Origin of the sequence: Pseudoalteromonas sp. SWYJZ19, from assembly GCF_015864375.1 — a bacterium.
GTDB lineage: Bacteria > Pseudomonadota > Gammaproteobacteria > Enterobacterales > Alteromonadaceae > Pseudoalteromonas > Pseudoalteromonas arctica.
This window is the reverse complement of record NZ_JADYXI010000018.1, coordinates 34794-53472: the sequence shown is the minus strand read 5'-3', so window position 1 is coordinate 53472 and position 18679 is coordinate 34794. Positions and strand designations below refer to the sequence as shown.

The window sequence follows — 18679 nt, the reverse complement described above, 5'->3', positions numbered from 1 at the left end:
TTCTATCTAACTTTATAGAGATTTTAAGTAAGATATGATTAGATATAATTTCATAAATAATAAAAATATGCGCACTCATGCTAAATAATTTATCATTACGGAAGAAAATATTATTATTGATTGGTGGAACAATTACCGTTTTACTAATTATCGCCTCAACATTCTTTGTTAAACACATTGCCAACCTCTCTAGAGAAAACATAGAAAACGAAGCACAAAGTTATCTACAGACCGAGCAACTTTCAATGCAAAGTTACTTTGCAATGTACGGTAAAATGGTATCAACCTTTGTTAATAACCCACATTTAATCAACTTTTTTGAAAATTGGGATACTCGCGATCAAGCACTCGAAAGCGCGCCAGGTTACAACGAAGTAAACCAAGACTTTGTGCGTTTAAGCTCAAACGACGAAAACATTTTATCGGCCTTTTTTGCCTCAGCAACCACCGGTGAATACTTTAAAGAAAATGAACGTACAAGTCACTACAACGGCCAGCCTTATTACGCCTACAAGCGTGGTTGGTGGCAAGAAGCCATGCAAGTTAACAAACTTTATGTAGGTCCAATCTCTGTTGATTTAACCACAGGCGTAGCATCTGCAGTAGTACAACAACCTGTTTATAACGCACAGCGTAAACTCATTGGTATGGGCGGTGTTGATTTACAACTAAACAAAATTAACGACATGGTCGAAAATATTCGCTTTAACGGCCAAGGTTATGGATTTTTACTCGATGGAAATCAAAAAGTAGTTCACTTTTCAAAAGCCACTGGACACAAACTTTCAATTACAGATGAAGGTGCAAACGGTAAAGAAGGACTCGATGCGCTTGAGCAACAATTTACAGATACAGCAGGCTTTAAAGAATTAAATACACAAATGCGAAATAACCTTAAAGGCAGCCAAATGGTTACTTTTAAAGGTGAGCAGTTTTATGTGGTTTACCATCGCTTACAGCTAGATCAGCCTTATATAGATTGGTATGTAGGTCTACTTATTCCTACTAGCATGATTGAAGAGCCCGTAAATGCCGCAGTAACCGCAACAACAACTGCAGTAGTTATTATCTTAATTATTATATTAGCCATGATTTTATGGGCTACCCATATGATTTCAAAACCCATCACAACACTTACGCACATTATGCGTGATATAGCATCGGGTGAAGGCGACCTTACTCAAAAAATTGATATTAATAGCCAAGATGAAGTGGGACAGCTGGCCAATCATATGAACACTTTTATTGATAAATTACGCGCCATGATGCTAGAAACCGCAGCGCAAGCAGAACAGCTAAGTAATGCAGCAGCTCAGCTAAGACATGTTTCTGAGCAAACTAATTCTGAAATTCAGCAAGAGAAGCAGCAAGTTGATAGCGTCAGCGCCGCGGTAACTGAAATGGCGACTACTGTGCTTGAAATATCACGTAATGCACAACATACAAATAATGCAGCTGAAGAAGTTCAGGCAATTACAGCTGAAGGTGCAAGCCGTTCTACACAGGCGCAAAAAGTAATGACTGAACTGGCGTTGCATATTGGCGAAGCATCTAAAGTGGTTGCAGGCCTTGAGCAAGAAAGTAATAATATTGGTGCATTAGTCGATGTAATTAATTCAATAGCCGATCAAACCAACTTACTTGCACTTAATGCGGCTATAGAGGCAGCTCGTGCCGGTGAACACGGTCGAGGCTTTGCCGTTGTTGCTGATGAAGTACGCTCACTAGCAAGTCGCACACAAGAATCAACTGACGATATTCGTAATATGATTTCGCGCTTGCAGCAAATAGCTCAACAGGCCTCAGTGATGATGCAACAAGGACAAGATCAAACCGAGGGCTCAGTACTGCAAACTAAAGAAGTACTTAGCTCACTTCACAATATTGCGCAGTCGGTCACTAAAGTACAAGACCAAAGTCATCAAATAGCAACGTCAACTGAGGAGCAAACAGTCGTTGCTGAAGATATTAATACGAGCCTTTCGGCAATTAATAACTTAGTGAACAGTACCGCTGATCATGCACATACCCTCGCTGACGAAGCTCGTGACTTAAGTGATCTAGCTGCGGCACTTAACAAAACGGTTAACCAATTTAAATTATAAAACACTCATTTAATAGCTGTGTTTAAGCGTCAAACTTAAGCGCAGCTATAACCCTTGTTTTTAATTTATTTAGCACCATATCTTTACAGTTCGCTGCTATTTTTACTGTAATTGAGTAATACAAAGTTATTTTTACGAACCAGATCAAATTTTTCGATTTTATACACAGATCTTTTTATTGAGATAGTTTGTTGTTTGGCAGAGTCTGGTATAGTAGCGCACGTAATAAACAGTGCTTTTTGAGCGGTTTAATACAATATTGCTAATTAATATGTTCTAAGTGTTATTTAAAAGCACATATTAATTACCAATTGTTAAAAATGGGTTAGCCGATACTCGGCTGACAAAGAATACATTGTAACGGTTTTATCATGATATCTAATTTATTTACCAAGCTTTTTGGTAGTCGCAATGACCGCACTATTAAAAACTTAAGAAAGACGGTCGCGCTAATCAATGCGCTAGAAACGCAACTTGAAGCGCTTTCTGATGAAGATTTAAGAGCTAAAACAGCTGAGTTTAGAGAACGTTACGATAACGGACAAGGCCTTGACGATATCCTACCTGAAGCTTTTGCTGTGGTACGTGAAGCGTCAAAGCGTGTAAATGGCATGCGTCATTTCGACGTGCAGTTATTAGGTGGTATGGTTTTACATCAAGGTCGCATTGCAGAAATGCGTACCGGTGAAGGTAAAACACTAACAGCTACCCTACCCGCTTATTTAAACGGCTTAACAGGCAAAGGTGTTCACGTAATTACTGTGAATGACTACCTTGCTAAACGTGATGCTGAAACCAACCGTGCGTTATTTGAATTTTTAGGCCTTACTGTAGGCTGTAACGTACCGGGTATGATGCCACAGCAGAAGAAGCTAGCTTATACTGCTGACATTACGTACGGTACAAATAACGAATTTGGTTTTGACTACCTTCGCGATAATATGGCTTTTAGCATTGATGAACGTGTTCAGCGTCCATTATTTTATGCCGTAGTCGATGAAGTGGATTCAATCTTAATTGATGAAGCGCGTACTCCGCTTATTATTTCAGGCCCAGCTGAGGACAGCTCTGAGCTATACACTGAAATAAATACCATCGTTCCTTTACTTGAACTTCAAGAAAAAGAAGACGAAGAAGGTGTTGAAGGCGACGGCGATTACACTATTGATGAAAAGTCTAAGCAAGTTCATTTAACAGAACGTGGTCAAATTAAAGTAGAAGAGCTACTTACTGAACGCGGCTTAATTGAAGAAGGCGATTCGCTTTACTCAGCAGCAAGCATTACGCTACTAAGTCACGTTTATGCCGCCCTTCGTGCCCACAAGCTATACCAAAAAGATGTTGATTACGTAGTAAAAGAAAACGAAGTAATCATTATCGATGAGCATACTGGTCGTTCAATGGAAGGTCGTCGTTGGTCAGAAGGTTTACACCAAGCTGTTGAAGCTAAAGAAGGTGTAAATATTCAGAACGAAAACCAAACACTTGCATCTATTACGTTCCAAAACTACTTCCGTTTATACGAAACATTAGCAGGTATGACAGGTACTGCCGATACTGAAGCTTTTGAGTTTCAATCTATCTACGGCCTAGATACTGTTGTTATGCCAACTAATAAGCCAATGGTTCGTGATGATCGCGCCGACTTAGTTTACCTAACACAAGAAGAAAAATACGAAGCAATTTTAATTGACATTAAAGACTGTCAAGACCGCGGACAACCGGTACTTGTAGGTACTATTTCAATTGAAAGCTCTGAGTATTTATCGCAGTTTTTACGCAAAGAAAAAATTAAGCACAACGTACTTAATGCCAAATTTCATGCGCAAGAAGCAGATATCGTTTCAGATGCTGGCCTACCAGGTACAGTAACAATTGCAACCAACATGGCCGGTCGTGGTACCGATATCGTGTTAGGTGGTAACTGGAACAGTGAAGTTGAAAAACTTGAAAACCCAACTGCTGAGCAAATTGCTGAAATTAAAGCTGCTTGGAAAATTCGCCATGATGCGGTAATTGATGCTGGCGGTTTACATATCATTGGTACTGAACGTCACGAATCTCGTCGTATAGATAACCAATTACGTGGTCGTTCTGGTCGTCAAGGTGACGCCGGTTCTAGTCGTTTCTACCTATCGATGGACGATGCACTAATGCGTATCTTCGCTGGTGAACGCATGACTAATATGATGCGTAAACTAGGTATGCAACGCGGTGAAGCAATTGAACATCCATGGGTAAACCGTGCGATTGAAAATGCACAGCGTAAAGTAGAAGCACGTAACTTTGATGTTCGTAAGCAATTGCTTGAGTACGATGATGTAGCAAACGATCAACGTCGCGTTGTTTACTCTCAACGTAATGAGCTACTTGAAGAAGGCGATATTTCAGAGACTATCACAGCAATTCGTGGTGATGTTCTTGCTAGTGTAATTGATCAATACATTGCACCACAAAGCCTTGCTGAAATGTGGGATATTCCTGGCCTTGAAGAGCGTTTAAAACAAGACTTCTTACTTGAGTTGCCAATCACTCAGTGGTTAGCAGATGACAATAAACTATACGAAGAAAAACTTCGTGAGCGTATTGAGCAGGCGGTTGAGCAGTCATACAAGCAAAAAGAAGAGCAAGTTGGCGATTCTGTTTTACGTCAATTCGAAAAAGCGATTATGCTACAAAGTCTTGATCAGCATTGGAAAGATCACCTTGCTGCTATGGATCACTTACGTCAAGGTATTCATTTACGTGGTTACGCGCAAAAGAATCCTAAGCAAGAGTATAAGCGTGAATCGTTTGAGCTGTTTTCTGAAATGCTTGAAAACTTGAAAGTAGATGTTGTAAGCATCCTAAGTAAAGTACAAGTACGCGCAGAAGAAGATGTTGAAAAAGTAGAAGAGCAACACCGTAAAAGTGAAAATGCTCCTCGCGAATACCAACATGAAGAAGCTGAGCAAGTAGGTGGCGAAGCGCCAGCACCAGAAACAGCTACTGTAATGGCTCGTACAGAACCAAAAGTAGGTCGTAATGACCCTTGTCCTTGTAAATCAGGTCAAAAATTCAAACAATGTTGCGGTAAATTAAAATAGCCCAGTATTGTTATTAGCTTATTAAAAAGCGGCGCTAGCGTCGCTTTTTTTTATGGAGTTTTAAAGTAATGACTATAGAAATTGTACATGTAGCTGTTGGTGTTATTAAGAAAAATAACGCTATATTCATTTGTAAACGCGCAGATGAACAACATCAAGGCGGTTTATGGGAATTTCCTGGTGGCAAAGTAGAAGCAGGTGAAAGTGTTTTTGTTGCACTTAAACGCGAGCTTATTGAAGAAGTTGGATTAACAATTCACAGCTCTAGCCAACTTATGGTGATTGAACATGACTACGGCGATAAGTGCGTTAAATTAGATGTGCACGTAGTGAGTAACTTTAGCGGTGAAGCACATGGCGCTGAAGGACAACCTAGTGAATGGGTAGCAATTAGTGAATTAGAAAATTATGATTTTCCTGAAGCTAATGCTGAAATTATCGAGAAAATAGTAGCCCGATACGCATAACAAACTAGGTACAAGTGAGCACAATGAACATCTCAATACAAAATAAGCTAAGCGAACAATTAGCATTAAATCCTGAGTTAACTCAAGTTAGTGTGATTGGTAGCGGCCATATAAATAGTACATGGCTACTTACGTGTATTGATAAACAGTTTATTGTGCAAAAACTTAATACTGAGGTATTTAAATACCCTGCTCAGTTAGTAAGTAATGCAAAACTAATTGAGCAGCATTTAAATACCAAACAACTACAAAGCAACTACCCCCTTGAAACAGTTAAGCATATAGCCATACAAAACAACGAACACTTAATAGAAATTGATAGCGCGCATTATCGCGTCCTTAGCTATATTAGTGACAGTTACAGCGAAGACGTTGTTAAAAATGCGCAACAGAGCGAGCAAGCGGCTTACGCCTTTGGCGTATTCGCCCATGCATTACAAGATTTTGATGCACAACAACTACATATTGTAATCCCTGATTTTCATAACTTAGCGATGCGCTTTGAGCAATTAAATACCGCAATCACAAATAACTCTGTAAATAGAGTAAAGCACTGCGCTGACGAAATAGAATATTGCTTATCGCAGCAGCATTTAATTACCGAGCTTAGTAGTATAGCTAAGCAGATACCACTTAGAGTGTGTCATAACGATACAAAAATAAATAATATGCTGTTTTGTAGTGCAACTCACAAAGCAAAAGCAGTGATTGATTTAGATACCTGCATGGCGGGATTTAGGCTTTATGATTTTGGCGACATGGTACGCACTTTCTGCTCCCCCGAAGCCGAGGATTCAACAAACTTACACAACGTTATTATTCGAAAAGATATATTTTCAGCCATTGTTAAAGGCTATGTAACGCCATTAAAAAGTAGCATGAGTACAAAAGAACAAGAAAGCCTGCTGCTAGGCGCTAAAATAATGCCGCTCATGTTAAGTGTGCGCTTTTTAACTGATTACCTAAATAACGATGTGTACTTTAAAGTGGCTCATGCAGAGCATAATTTAGAGCGAGCACAAAACCAACTCGCGCTTTATAAAAACATACTCAGTAACAAAAAATGGATGCACCAATACTTAATGAGCTAAAGCTTATTTAACCTGAACTCTGGTTAAGAGATTTATTAACGTATTGAATCATGGTGATATTTAAATTTATTTTCTCTAGTCAGAGATTTTTAGTGAAAACAAGGCGAATTTACGCGTCAATAGCTGGCCTATTGCAAGTAAATTCAACGCAGTTAGCGCTGAAAATAGCTGCTTGAGGTAGATTTATTATCCATAGTTCAGGTTATTTACAAATTCAAGATACAAAAAAACCAGTAAGCTAAAAACTTACTGGTTTTTTATTAACTTTAAATCAGTCTATTTAGTAAATTACCAAATTTTTACGCGATCTTCTGGTTTGATATACATTTTATCACCTTCTTTTACGTCAAACGCTTCGTAAAACTCAGGCATATTCGACAAGATACCGATTACACGGTAGTGACTTGGTGAATGAGGGTCTGTTAATAAACGATTACGTAACTCTTCATCGCGATAGTTACGACGCCAAATTTGTGACCAACCCATAAAGAAGCGTTGATCGCCTGTGTAACCATCAATCACTGGTGATTTTTTATCACCTAAAGACAGCATATACGCTTTATGCGCAACCGTTAAGCCACCTAAGTCACCAATGTTTTCGCCAAGCGTTAGCTCGCCATTAACACTTGCATCTTCAAACGGTTTATATTCGTTATACTGTGCAACTAAAGCCGCTGTACGCTCTTCAAATTGCTTAAGGTCAGTCTCACTCCACCAGTTACGTAAGTTGCCATCACCGTCGTATTTAGCACCTTGGTCGTCAAAACCATGACCAAGCTCATGCCCAATTACTGCACCAATTGCGCCGTAGTTTACAGCATCATCCGCTTCTAAATTAAAGAATGGCGGTTGTAAAATAGCTGCTGGAAATACAATTTCGTTGTTTACTGGATTGTAATACGCATTTACTGTTTGCGGAGTCATGTGCCACTCAGAGCGATCAACTGGTTTACCCAATTTAGCAATCATGTCTGCGTATGCCCATTCGCTATAACGAATGTAGTTACCTACTAGCTCATCTGAGTTAATATCCAGCTCTGAGTAATCTTTCCACGTGTCTGGGTAACCAATTTTAGGTGTAAATTTGTCTAGTTTTTCTTTCGCTGCAAGCTTTGTTTCAGGGCTCATCCACTCAAGATTTTCAATAGCAACACCGTAACCTTTAATTACGTTATCAACTAATTCTTCCATGCGTGCTTTTGCTTCTGGCGGGAAGTTATCTTTAACGTATACCTTACCTAATATTTCACCAAGTACACTGTTAGATGCATCAACCGCTTGCTTCCAAAGAGGTGCTTGTTCTTCTACGCCACGAAGTGTTGTGCTGTAAAAGTCAAAGTTAAGGTTAACTAAATCTTCACTAAGTAGCTCTGCATAACCACTTACAAAATGAAATTTTAAGTAGTTTTTCCACGTCGCTAAATCAGTGTCTTTGTAAATAGTAGCAAGTGCTTCTAAGTAGCTTGGTTGACGTACAATAATGTCACTTGCACTCACGCCTGCATCTTTAAAGAATGCAGCTAAATCAAGGTCACCCATCAACTTGCTTGCATCTGCTACTGTCATCTTGTTATAAGATTTAGTTGCATCACGGCTTTGCACACGGCTCCACTGAGCATCAGCTAGTGTTTTTTCAAATGCAAGTACGCTCTTAGCAGCTTCTGCTGCATTTTTAACGCCTGACTTAGCTAAAACATCAGTGATGTATTGCTCGTAAGAAGCGCGAATTTTAGTGAATTTTTCGTCATCTTTTAAGTAATAGTCACGATCTGGTAAACCAAGACCCGACTGAGATAAATACAATGCATACTCGCTTGAGTTTTTAGCATCGTTATTTACAAACCAACCAAACGGTAAAGTACCGCCTTGTTTTTGAATTTTAGCCATTAAACCCACTAAATCAGCTTTAGATTTAACGCTATCAATTGTATCTAATGACGGTTGTAATGGCGTAATACCTAGCTCATTACGCGCATCTTTATTCATATAGCTTTTATAAAATGCGCCAATTTTATACTCATCGCTGCCTTTTTTAGCGGCCTTATTCGCGGCTGCGTTTTCAAGGGCAATTTTCATCGCTTTTTGTGACTCATCATATAGCTGCGAAAAAGAACCGTAGTTAGACTTATCACCTGGTATTTCAGTTTTAGCTAACCACTGACCATTTACATGGTAATAAAAATCGTCTTGTGCGCGTACTGAACTATCCATATTAGCTAGTTCAATACCAAGCTCTAGTGGTTTTTCAGCGGGTGCTGTTACTACTGGAGTGTCGGTTACTTTAGTTTCTTGTTGTTTTTCACCACAACCTACCAAGCCAAGCGCAAGTGCGATACTTGCAGCAGCCATTGTTACTTTATTCATAATTATTCCGTTTGTTAGTTAGAATTGAATCATACCAATCTGCTTATATATGGGGTCTATTTAACGTTAAGAAAATTACGCTAGAACCAGGCAAAAGTTTTTGTATCTAGTTGCTCTAAATAAAAAATTTTTAACGACGTTATAGTGCAATTTAATTCGTTAAATTGATCAAAGACTTATGCAGGTTGGTATCACATACCAACTCCATTAAATTCTTGAATATAGCAGGAGTAAAAATAGCACTGCCTACACGCTTTTACTTAATGGAATGGGTATCAAAGAGCTTTCGATCAATATAAAGCCCACGCAGCATCATAAACCTCATTAAGCCAACAATAAAATGGAATATGTAACAAAGTATTTTGAATGCGGTGAGCTGCCAAATTAGCCCCACCAATAACAAGATGGTGGGTAGTTAAGACTTACTTTTATTTTTTCCGTGAAGCGCTAAACGCTCTAGTTTTTCTTTTAAAGAAGGGGGTGCAGAAGATGCTATCGCGTTTAAGTAATCCGCTGTTTGCTCACTCATTTTACGTGAGTTGGTAACTGCAGGACTGCCCGACTTATTCGCTGTGCTTAATCTCTGAGTTGCTTGAGGATTTGCAGTTATTTTTATTTGCCCGAGCTCTGCCATTCCGGCAGCTCTAAAATGTGAAAGCATATCCATTTTCAAATAATTAAGTCTAAGCGCGATAGGTGCAGATACAGCCTCTATCATTAGCGTGCCGTCTCGGTAATTACTGACTCGGCATTTATCACCCAACTTAGGACCCAAAAAATCTTTTAATAGGGTTTGCTGTGTATCAAGTGCTTGGCTTTTGCCTGCATAAGCTGATAAACGATTATTTAACCCCGCCATAATATCGGTTAGCGGTTTTGGTGCATATCTATCTTTAGCCATTTTACACCTCGTAAAAGCTCACTTAGACCCAGAGATAATACTCTAGGTCTAAGTATACACTGCGTATTAATACTACGCGCCGGCTATTTGCATTTGCTCTATTAATACTGAGCCAGTTTGAATACCACCACGGCGTTCGATGTCACCACCAATAGCAGATATGCCTTTAAACATATCTTTTAAATTACCAGCAATGGTAATTTCGCTTACAGGATATTGGATTTCACCATTTTCAACCCAAAAACCAGCAGCACCACGAGAGTAATCACCCGTTACGGTATTTACGCCCTGCCCCATTAGCTCTGTAACTAATAAGCCGGTGCCCATCGTTTTTAATAGTGCAGTTAAATCGTTATGAGTTTGCTCAACAAGCCAGTTATGTATACCGCCAGCATGCCCTGTTGGGGTCATATTCATTTTACGCGCGGCATAACTTGCTAATAAATAAGTTTGTAGCTCGCCGCCTTGAATAATTTCCCTATCGAATGTTTTAACGCCTTCGCTATCAAACGGTGACGACGCCAACCCTTTTAAAATATGTGGGCGCTCGGCAATATTCACACAATTACTAAATACTTGTGTGCCTAAGCTATCAAGTAAAAAACTTGATTTACGATAAAGCGCACCACCACCAATTGCCGACACTAAGTGACCAAATAATGAATTTGCAATATCGGCTCTAAAAATAACAGGCACTTTCATTGTGCCTAACTTTTGGCTATTTAATTTAGCCAATGTTTCAGCTGCTGCTTCAAGCCCAACTGCCGCTGCGTCATTTAAACCCGCTTGGTCGCGGGCAACAGTATAAGCAGAGTCGCGTTGCATCTGCTCGCCATCTTGACCAATTACCATAGTACTAATGCTATGACGAGTGCGTGGAAAGCCAGTTATCAAACCATGGCTGTTACCATAAACACGTAATCCTTGGTGAGATGAAAAACTCGCACCATCAGAGTTAACAATGCGCTCATCTGCGTTTAATGCAGCTTGCTCAGCAGCATGACAAAGCTCAATACCTTCTTCAGGGCTTACATCCCAAGGATGGTATAAATCTAAATCTTTAGGATTAAATTCAAGCAATTCTTTATCAGCAACGCCGTTAAATGGGTCATCCGATGTAAATTTGGCTATATCAATCGCTTTTTCGACTACCATGCGCAATGTTTTTGGATTTAAATCAGCTGTCGATGCTGAGCCTTTATTATTACCAACATATACACTAATGCCTAAGCCGCCGTCTTGGTTAAACTCAATGGTTTCTACTTCACCCATTCGTGTACTAACCGATAAACCAGACGTGCTAGACATAGCCGCTTCTGCAGCTGTTGCGCCTAATTTTTTGGCATGTTCGAGTACTTCTGCTACCGCATCTTTAACTTGCGATATTTGAGAATAAATTGGATCGTTTTGTTGGCTTTTCATAAATTAAGTCCTGAGCCTTAGAGGCATAATGCACGCATTTCTTATATTTAAATGCTAACACACTCAATGCATCACATCAGCTAATATTCCTAAGTATCATATTCATGTATAATGGCAAAAGTTATTTTTATTTAAGAGCACCCCATGGCAAAGAAAAAAGGCAAGCCTGCTGAAATTGAAGAAGAAATTGAATATGTATCAAGAACGGAGCTTAAGCGCGAAGCGCAAGAGTTTCATCAGTTAGGTACTGAAATTGCCAAAATGGGTAAAAAACAGCGCGAACGCCTGCCATTAAATGACGATTTAAAAGCGGCAATGGTTGTTGCTGATAAAATAAGTAATAAAAGTGACGCGTACCGCCGTCACTTAAACTACATCGCTAAAACGTTGCGTACTGTAGAAAACATTGACGCTATTAGAGCGATTATCGATGTAATGCTTAATAAAAATAACCAAGCTGAAGTATTGGTCAAAAAAATTGAGCAATTACGTTCAGACCTAATTGAACAAGGTGATGACCTTATCAATGAGACTATTGAACAGTTTCCGTCTCTTGATCGTCAGCAAATGCGTCAATTGGTTCGTAATGCGGCAAAAGAAGCGAAAGCTGAAAAGCCGGGTAAAGGTTATAAAGAGTTATTTCAATATCTCAAAGATGCCCATACTGTTACGTATTAATTAGACCGCATTAATTGATATTTTATTAAAAAAGGTGCTTCGGCACCTTTTTTGTTATAGATCAAACCGCATCACTGCGTACTTTTTTATAATCACCCCCTAAATAAATACTTAGGTGCGCGTGATGATTAAACTTCCACAATGGGATCAAACCCTAATAAACAAATATAATGTGTCTGGCCCGCGTTATACCTCGTATCCCACAGCTCTATCACTGCGTGATGGATATCAACAACAAGACCTACTTAGCGCTGTAGAATCATCAACGAGCCGTTCACTTTCTCTATATATTCATATCCCGTTTTGTAGTCAGCTTTGCTACTACTGTGGCTGTAATAAAATAATTACCCGCCATCAATCTAAGGCAGATACGTATCTCGACTTTTTAGCAAAAGAAATTACTGCCCAAGCGCCTTTATTTAAAAGCTACACGGTTGAGCAATTACATTTAGGTGGCGGTACTCCCACCTTTTTAACCGCAAAACAAATGACTCGTCTAATTAAGCTTTTAGAGCAGCACTTTAATTTTACAAGCACAACAGAGCGCGGCATTGAAATAGACCCACGCTCACTTGCCGATAATATGCTCGTTGATTTAAGGATGCTTGGCTTTAACCGTGTCTCATTTGGGATTCAAGACTTTAACGACGACGTGCAACTTGCTGTTAATCGCCCGCAAAATGCAGATACGGTCAAGCAATTAATTACACAAGCTCGCGAGCTGGGATTTCAATCTATTAATGCAGATATGATTTACGGGCTTCCTCTGCAAACGCCAGAGAGCTTTAAGCAAACTATAGAGCAACTTATTGAGTTAAGCCCTGACCGAGTATCGGTGTTTAACTACGCGCATTTACCAGAGCGCTTTGCCGCACAGCGTAAGATTAAAGATGCAGATTTACCCAGTGCACATAATAAACTCACTATGTTTAAAAACACGCTGGAGCAGATGACGCAAGCAGGCTATCAATTTATTGGTATGGACCACTTTGCAAAAACCGATAACGAACTAGCTATTGCGCAAAATGAAGGCAAGTTACATCGTAATTTTCAAGGTTATACAACCCATGGAAATTGTGATTTATTAGGCTTAGGCGTGTCATCAATTTCGCAAATTGACAGTGCCATTTTACAAAATCAAAAAGAATTAAAACATTATTACCACAGCATCGAAACACAAATCGGCTGTGCTCTTAATAAAGGTATGCACTTAACGCATGATGATGTAATTCGTGCTGATGCAATTAAGCAGCTCATTTGCCAGTTTGAATTAGATATACAAGACTTTAGCGAAAAGCATGCGCTTATATTTAATGACTACTTTGAGGATGCGTTAATTGCGCTTACGCCACTTATAAAAGATGAACTAGTCACTATAAATGATAATAAAATTAGCGTAACGCCACGCGGCAACTTATTCATTCGTATTATTTGCATGTGCTTTGACGCTCATTTACAAAAACAAATAAATGCGACGCGTTTTTCGCGAGTGATTTAGCAGATCACTAATTTAATGCAATTAGTATGAAAATTTTTACGCATAAAAAAAGCAGACCAAGGTCTGCTTTTTTTGAGTACTCGAAAAACTAAAGCTAGTTAAAAACCACTTTATCGCTGCCAGGAGCGGCTTTAAACTCGATGATAATTTTAGCGCAATCGGCTTTAACTTCATCTTTAAGTGTTTCTTCAGCTTGCCAGCGAGCTTTATCTAGCTTAAAAATTTCTTTTTTAGCATATTTTTTACGTGCATCGTGTGTCGGCATTTCTTTAACTACCCGGTACATTTTATAAATGCCAGGATATTGTGTCGTTAAATCACGCTCGCTCTCAAAGCCATATTGAGACATAAGTACCCAAATACGTAAACAGCCTTCAGAAAACTCACACTGCTCTTCATTCATTGCACGCGCAATTAAATGAATACTATCGGCTAGTTTGGCATTTCGCTTTAAACGCGACTTCTCAAGCTTTTGCTTTTGTTCAGCCTGCGTTTTAGCAATTAACTTTTTTTGCGCATTTAACTTATACAGCAACTGACCCGCATAAAATGCCAGACCAACTATTATAGCAGCGCCTAAAAGTAAGGCTAAAATTACCGCGGTACTCATTATTTATCCTTACTATTTGTCGTCTTCATCTAACCATTCGTTGGCTAAATCGTCAGATAAGTATTGATCGAAATCAGAATTGCCTTTGCTTTCAATATCATCTTCAAGGTCATCTTCAAATTCGTCTTCATCCTCGTCTTCAATACCAAGAATTTCACATAACGCCTGATGGCGAGCAATACGGCTATTAAAGTACTTAGCATCTTTACCAGTTAGCATTTCACCTTCTTCATGACGCTCTACTAGTTTAAGTAAACGCTCGTCATTCTCAAGTGCTTCTAGCTCTTGTTCAGGTGTAAATTCAGGCTCGATTACCTTTTTCAGCTCAATAGTTGGCTTTAAGTTGCGTTTCATTTCAACTTTAGGCCCAGGCGCAGTTGCAATTAATGGTACCGGCTTTTTACTGCCTACACGCTTATCTTTCGGCGCGTGACCAGCATTATGGCTTTCGCTATCTAGTAAATCTGGCGCGTTACGAGAACCTGGCTTAGCACCTTTGGTTTTTTTAACTCGCTGCTCTTTTAATGCGCGCATTTCTTTAAGCTTATCTTGGCTTAAACGAACAGGTCCGTTTGCTGGGCTTTTGCGTGACTTTTTAGTTCTACTCATATCTTGATCATCTCACTTAAGAGGTTTTGAGCGAAGCGCAAATTAATGGGCATCGCAGTGCTGGCCTAGCCAGAAGAATTCAGTTTGCGCTTAGAGGTTGGGTCTCTCATTTAAAAGCGCCTTAGCTAATTAATCGCTAATTTTAAACGGTGGGTATTGTAACAGGACAAATAAAAAGGCGGTAGAGAAAACATCTCTACCGCCTGCTAATCTGAGCGCCATTATCTGGACACTTCTCCCTTCGACTTTTTTTAGTCTTTATTATTTTTATTATTATCAGTCCGTATTGTTATTATTTTTACGTTCCTTGTTACATTCCATTTTGTTTTTATTATTAAACTTCCATGAGTTTTTTATTATTTTCGGTCATCCTGACACTTTTTTATTATTTCCTTTAGTAGCACTAATCTTATGCTATGTAGTCATGCCGCGTTACTTTCCTTGATAGTTATTTCCGTTTTGTTATTGTTGTTTTGCGACAGTGGTTAATTTACTCGTTAATGATTTTGTTACAACTGGTTTATATAACTTTTATTATCTTTATTACATTGAGATATAAAAATAAACATAAATTACAATAAGTTAATCAATAATCAAAAATAAAAAGAAGACTTTTCTTACAACCAGACATGGTCAATGTCTTACATTAAAACGGACGATATCGTTAATTTTTGACACAAAAAAAGCAGCCTAGGCTGCTTTTTTTAACACATTGTAGTTTATTTATTATTAACTGCTAAATAAATACGACTTTAGTGTAAGCCACCTAAATACTGAGAAAGTACTTCGATGTCTTTATCTGTTAATTTTTTTGCAATATCGCCCATCATGCCATTTAAGTCATTATGACGAGTACCATCACGGAATTTTTCAAGTTGAGCCTTGATATATCCTGGATGCTGAAAAGAAATTTTTGGAAACTTAGCAAGTGACGAGCCATTACCACGTGGGCCATGACATGCTGCACATGATGGAATTCCACGTTCTGCATCGCCTGCTTTAAAAAGCATCTCGCCAACTTCAACAACATCTTTAGGTGTAGCACCTTCAGTCATGTTCATTGAAGAAAAATAAGCAGCTAGATCTTTCATGTCTTGCTCGCTAAGTGGCATAGCCATAGCGCTCATTACTGGATCCATACGCCCTTCTTTGCCGCCTGACGTCATACCTAATTTTAAATCCTGAAGTTGCTTAAGGATATAATCTGGATGTTGACCTGCAATTTTAGGGTAAATATTAACCGGCGCATTACCGTCTGGGCCGTGACAAGCCGCACACGTTGCTGATTTTTCTTTACCTGCGTTTACATCGCCATCAAATGCTGTTGCGTTGCTTGCTGACAACGCACCAAGCAATATTGTTAAAGATAGTGCTATTTTTTTCATGGTGAATTCTCTGTTTCCGACCCTGTATCATCTACAATCGTGATGTTGTAATACATATATTCTACACGATAATAAATTCTCTGGCACGTTTTCTACACATATTAAGCTTATAATTTACAGGGTTTTGACTTAGATTAAGCTTTAACATGTTTTAAATGTACCATAGGTGCTGTTTTTAGGTGGTTAAATACGCTTTTTAATACATCCTTTATAGTATAAAATACGCGCCCTGAGTGAATTTGGTTTACTCAACGTTATTTATTTAAGTTTTAGGAGAGCCTGTGCTCAAATCTCGTATCAAATATAATACTGCGTCTTTCGTAACAAGCGCTCCCGACATTACTAAATTACCTGCTGATACGGGAATTGAAGTTGCGTTTGCCGGTCGCTCCAACGCAGGTAAGTCGAGTGCATTAAATGCATTAACCGATCAGAAGCTAGCACGTACAAGTAAAACACCTGGACGTACTCAGCTAATCAATACATTCGATTTAGCTGATGTTGACGATATGCGCCTTATCGATTTACCAGGCTATGGTTTTGCTAAAGTACCAATCGAAATGAAAAAGAAATGGCAAAAATCGCTAGGCGAATACCTACAAAAGCGTCAAAGCCTAAAAGGTATTGTTATTTTAATGGATATTCGTCATCCATTAAAAGATTTAGACCGCGATTTAATTAATTGGGCTATTGGTAGTGAAATTCCAGTATTGGCACTATTAACTAAAGCCGATAAATTAAAGCAAGGCCCTCGTAAATCACAAGTACTGCAAGTTCGTCGTGAATTAAGCACGCTTGATGGGGATATTACAGTTCATGCATTTTCATCATTAAAAGGCACGGGTTTACCAGAAGTAGCTAAAAAACTAGATGAATGGTTTTTAGGTCCTGTTATTGCTGTACCACCTACCGATGAAACAATCACAGACGAAACTAACCCAGAGGCTTAAACGCTGGCGTTACGATAAATAAAACTGCTTTCCTGCAGATTTAATAAAATAGCCGAGTTTATCAGACTCGGCTTTTTCAGCCCACTGATAATATACGCTTCGCGCAACACGCGCACTACAGCCATAAGGTAGCTTTAGATAAGGTACTTTTGACCCTTTATAGTCTTTTATAACTAAAGGCTGCTGAGCGCTCACCAACCAGTGCCTAGCTAAATTATCAATACAACACAACACCTGCCCTTGCACTGTATTTTCAAAACGCCAATCAACAATAATAAACGGCGCATCATCAACCGTTATTGTTATTTTTTCGACAGGTGTTTTTAAATAAAATTGCTCACCTTCTTTACATAGAACAGAAGCAAACAGCTTCACCATGGCTGGGCGTGTTATTTCGCTGCCATCGTAAAACCATTTCCCCTTATGATTAATGACAATTGGCAGTTCACCACAATGATTAGGCTGCCAACTATCAAAAGGTTTGCTTGGCTCGCTTAATTGCTTGCTAAGCTCACTTAAAGAAATCACTGTTTTTTAAGTGTAATTGCGAATGTAACAGGCACTGCTGTTGCAATTGAAGGTAAGCCCGCTAGCTCTTGCAGCTTTTTAACGCCTTCGGTTACACCAAAATCATCACTATTAATAATAATAGGTGTTAATGATGATACCGTTAAATCACCACTTTGCGTGCTGTTAACGAGTACATCAATTGCCAATGGCTTTTTATTACCGTGAAAATCAAGCTCAGCTTTAATACCCTTTAATACATATTGACCAGGCTTTTTAATATTGCTCAGTTCTTTAGTTAAATTTGCAGTTAAAACAGCATTTGGAAATTTAGCCGCTTCGAATAAAAATGTCGTTAAACGCTCATTACGAATAGGAATTAGAGTTTCAGCTGATGTTAAATCAACATTAACGCTAAACTCGCCTTTATCAGAAAGCATACCTTCAAGGTTAGTAAAATGGTGAGCTTCAGCAATCGAATCTTTTTTAATTGAAACAAAGCTTAGTTGGCTTTTATCATTCACTAGCTGCCAATTGGCCTGAGCAACATTAGAAATAACTAAACTTGATAAAGAAAAACCTGCAATAGCTAATGCTTTAAACATAACGCACTCCTTAGTAATAAAATGAAAAGAATAAAAATAATATCACTTCGATGGTATCACCTGCGATGTACCCAAACCACCTCGAAATGACGAATGAATAATACAATTGGTATAGCGCAATAAAGAATTAATTAGATAGGATTTTCAGGCGTAAAACAAAAAACGGCCCGCCAAACAAGTTGGTAGGCCGGTATAGCAAACTGGGGAGAAGCTATCAATTTGTTGCACCCTTTCAGATGCATCATCAACAGGATGTCCTACAGGATAGGACAGGCGGGACTTTAACAAAAGCACGCATTAAAATACAATCATATTCCTGTAAAACAGCTCGAATTGACGAACATATAACTATTTAATACAAATAGTTGCTTAAATTAACCTTATTTTAACTAAAGCTTGCA

Annotated in this window: 15 protein-coding genes; 7 read left to right on the top strand and 8 right to left on the bottom strand. The window is 38.8% G+C overall.

Going from position 1 to position 18679, the window contains the following annotated elements:
- Positions 1 to 77: 77 nt before the first annotated feature.
- The 4 genes from I6F45_RS16230 to I6F45_RS16215 all read left to right on the top strand — a co-directional run bounded on the left by I6F45_RS16230 (position 78) and on the right by I6F45_RS16215 (position 6749).
- Positions 78 to 2105, top strand: a complete 2028-nt coding sequence (locus I6F45_RS16230; protein WP_165728099.1) for a methyl-accepting chemotaxis protein — start codon at positions 78 to 80, stop codon at positions 2103 to 2105.
- 371 nt (positions 2106 to 2476) lie between these two features.
- Positions 2477 to 5191 carry a preprotein translocase subunit SecA gene (secA, locus tag I6F45_RS16225; protein ID WP_007582061.1) on the top strand — a complete coding sequence of 905 codons (2715 nt, stop codon included), beginning with the start codon at positions 2477 to 2479 and terminating at the stop codon, positions 5189 to 5191.
- Between the two features lie 68 nt (positions 5192 to 5259).
- Complete coding sequence (gene mutT, locus I6F45_RS16220; RefSeq protein ID WP_007582062.1) at positions 5260 to 5658, top strand: 8-oxo-dGTP diphosphatase MutT; 399 nt, start codon at positions 5260 to 5262, stop codon at positions 5656 to 5658.
- Positions 5659 to 5681: 23 nt separating this feature from the next.
- Positions 5682 to 6749: a phosphotransferase enzyme family protein gene (locus I6F45_RS16215; protein ID WP_165728098.1), complete on the top strand. Its 1068-nt coding sequence runs from the start codon at positions 5682 to 5684 to the stop codon at positions 6747 to 6749.
- 288 nt (positions 6750 to 7037) lie between these two features.
- On the opposite strand, the gene I6F45_RS16210 is transcribed toward I6F45_RS16215, so the two are convergent.
- The 3 genes from I6F45_RS16210 to pmbA all read right to left on the bottom strand — a co-directional run bounded on the left by I6F45_RS16210 (position 7038) and on the right by pmbA (position 11436).
- Complete coding sequence (locus tag I6F45_RS16210; protein WP_165728097.1) at positions 7038 to 9113, bottom strand: M13 family metallopeptidase; 2076 nt, start codon at positions 9111 to 9113, stop codon at positions 7038 to 7040.
- 415 nt (positions 9114 to 9528) lie between these two features.
- Positions 9529 to 10014, bottom strand: a complete 486-nt coding sequence (locus tag I6F45_RS16205) for a DUF721 domain-containing protein (RefSeq protein WP_024589904.1) — start codon at positions 10012 to 10014, stop codon at positions 9529 to 9531.
- Between the two features lie 72 nt (positions 10015 to 10086).
- Positions 10087 to 11436, bottom strand: a complete 1350-nt coding sequence (pmbA, locus tag I6F45_RS16200) for a metalloprotease PmbA (protein ID WP_007582066.1) — start codon at positions 11434 to 11436, stop codon at positions 10087 to 10089.
- A gap of 144 nt (positions 11437 to 11580) precedes the next feature.
- Between pmbA and yjgA the strand changes: the two genes are divergently transcribed.
- Together yjgA and hemN are read left to right on the top strand one after the other, a co-directional pair.
- Complete coding sequence (yjgA, locus tag I6F45_RS16195; protein ID WP_007582068.1) at positions 11581 to 12114, top strand: ribosome biogenesis factor YjgA; 534 nt, start codon at positions 11581 to 11583, stop codon at positions 12112 to 12114.
- A gap of 124 nt (positions 12115 to 12238) precedes the next feature.
- Entirely contained in the window at positions 12239 to 13612 is a 1374-nt protein-coding gene (gene hemN, locus I6F45_RS16190; RefSeq protein ID WP_165728096.1) for an oxygen-independent coproporphyrinogen III oxidase, read from the top strand.
- 94 nt (positions 13613 to 13706) lie between these two features.
- Here hemN and I6F45_RS16185 read toward each other — a convergent pair whose 3' ends face one another.
- From I6F45_RS16185 to I6F45_RS16175, 3 genes are all read right to left on the bottom strand, one after another.
- Entirely contained in the window at positions 13707 to 14222 is a 516-nt protein-coding gene (locus tag I6F45_RS16185) for a DUF2489 domain-containing protein (RefSeq protein WP_197140513.1), read from the bottom strand.
- A gap of 12 nt (positions 14223 to 14234) precedes the next feature.
- A complete protein-coding gene (yihI, locus tag I6F45_RS16180; protein ID WP_197161154.1) occupies positions 14235 to 14831 on the bottom strand; it encodes a Der GTPase-activating protein YihI in 597 nt (198 codons plus the stop codon).
- 752 nt (positions 14832 to 15583) lie between these two features.
- Complete coding sequence (locus tag I6F45_RS16175; RefSeq protein WP_007582080.1) at positions 15584 to 16216, bottom strand: c-type cytochrome; 633 nt, start codon at positions 16214 to 16216, stop codon at positions 15584 to 15586.
- 281 nt (positions 16217 to 16497) lie between these two features.
- Between I6F45_RS16175 and yihA the strand changes: the two genes are divergently transcribed.
- On the top strand, positions 16498 to 17166 hold the full coding sequence (gene yihA, locus I6F45_RS16170; protein ID WP_007377272.1) for a ribosome biogenesis GTP-binding protein YihA/YsxC: 669 nt from the start codon (positions 16498 to 16500) through the stop codon (positions 17164 to 17166).
- A 9-nt stretch (positions 17167 to 17175) separates the two neighbouring features.
- Here the strand turns inward: yihA and I6F45_RS16165 are convergent, their stop codons facing one another.
- Together I6F45_RS16165 and I6F45_RS16160 are read right to left on the bottom strand one after the other, a co-directional pair.
- Positions 17176 to 17694, bottom strand: coding sequence for a DUF1285 domain-containing protein (locus I6F45_RS16165; protein WP_165728095.1), 519 nt, complete (start codon positions 17692 to 17694; stop codon positions 17176 to 17178).
- Positions 17691 to 18278 carry a YceI family protein gene (locus I6F45_RS16160; protein WP_007582084.1) on the bottom strand — a complete coding sequence of 196 codons (588 nt, stop codon included), beginning with the start codon at positions 18276 to 18278 and terminating at the stop codon, positions 17691 to 17693. Before I6F45_RS16160 ends, I6F45_RS16165 begins: the two co-directional genes overlap by 4 nt.
- Positions 18279 to 18679 lie beyond the last annotated feature (401 nt).

What these genes read in the sequence shown, in the direction of transcription:
- mutT (WP_007582062.1), top strand. Translation starts at nt 5,260, where the DNA reads ATGACTATAGAAATTGTACATGTAGCTGTTGGTGTTATTAAGAAAAAT.
- hemN (WP_165728096.1), top strand. Translation starts at nt 12,239, where the DNA reads ATGATTAAACTTCCACAATGGGATCAAACCCTAATAAACAAATATAAT.
- I6F45_RS16215 (WP_165728098.1), top strand. Translation starts at nt 5,682, where the DNA reads ATGAACATCTCAATACAAAATAAGCTAAGCGAACAATTAGCATTAAAT.
- I6F45_RS16185 (WP_197140513.1), bottom strand. Translation starts at nt 14,222, where the DNA reads ATGAGTACCGCGGTAATTTTAGCCTTACTTTTAGGCGCTGCTATAATA.
- I6F45_RS16175 (WP_007582080.1), bottom strand. Translation starts at nt 16,216, where the DNA reads ATGAAAAAAATAGCACTATCTTTAACAATATTGCTTGGTGCGTTGTCA.
- I6F45_RS16160 (WP_007582084.1), bottom strand. Translation starts at nt 18,278, where the DNA reads ATGTTTAAAGCATTAGCTATTGCAGGTTTTTCTTTATCAAGTTTAGTT.
- I6F45_RS16230 (WP_165728099.1), top strand. Translation starts at nt 78, where the DNA reads ATGCTAAATAATTTATCATTACGGAAGAAAATATTATTATTGATTGGT.
- pmbA (WP_007582066.1), bottom strand. Translation starts at nt 11,436, where the DNA reads ATGAAAAGCCAACAAAACGATCCAATTTATTCTCAAATATCGCAAGTT.
- secA (WP_007582061.1), top strand. Translation starts at nt 2,477, where the DNA reads ATGATATCTAATTTATTTACCAAGCTTTTTGGTAGTCGCAATGACCGC.
- I6F45_RS16205 (WP_024589904.1), bottom strand. Translation starts at nt 10,014, where the DNA reads ATGGCTAAAGATAGATATGCACCAAAACCGCTAACCGATATTATGGCG.
- I6F45_RS16210 (WP_165728097.1), bottom strand. Translation starts at nt 9,113, where the DNA reads ATGAATAAAGTAACAATGGCTGCTGCAAGTATCGCACTTGCGCTTGGC.
- yihI (WP_197161154.1), bottom strand. Translation starts at nt 14,831, where the DNA reads ATGAGTAGAACTAAAAAGTCACGCAAAAGCCCAGCAAACGGACCTGTT.
- yjgA (WP_007582068.1), top strand. Translation starts at nt 11,581, where the DNA reads ATGGCAAAGAAAAAAGGCAAGCCTGCTGAAATTGAAGAAGAAATTGAA.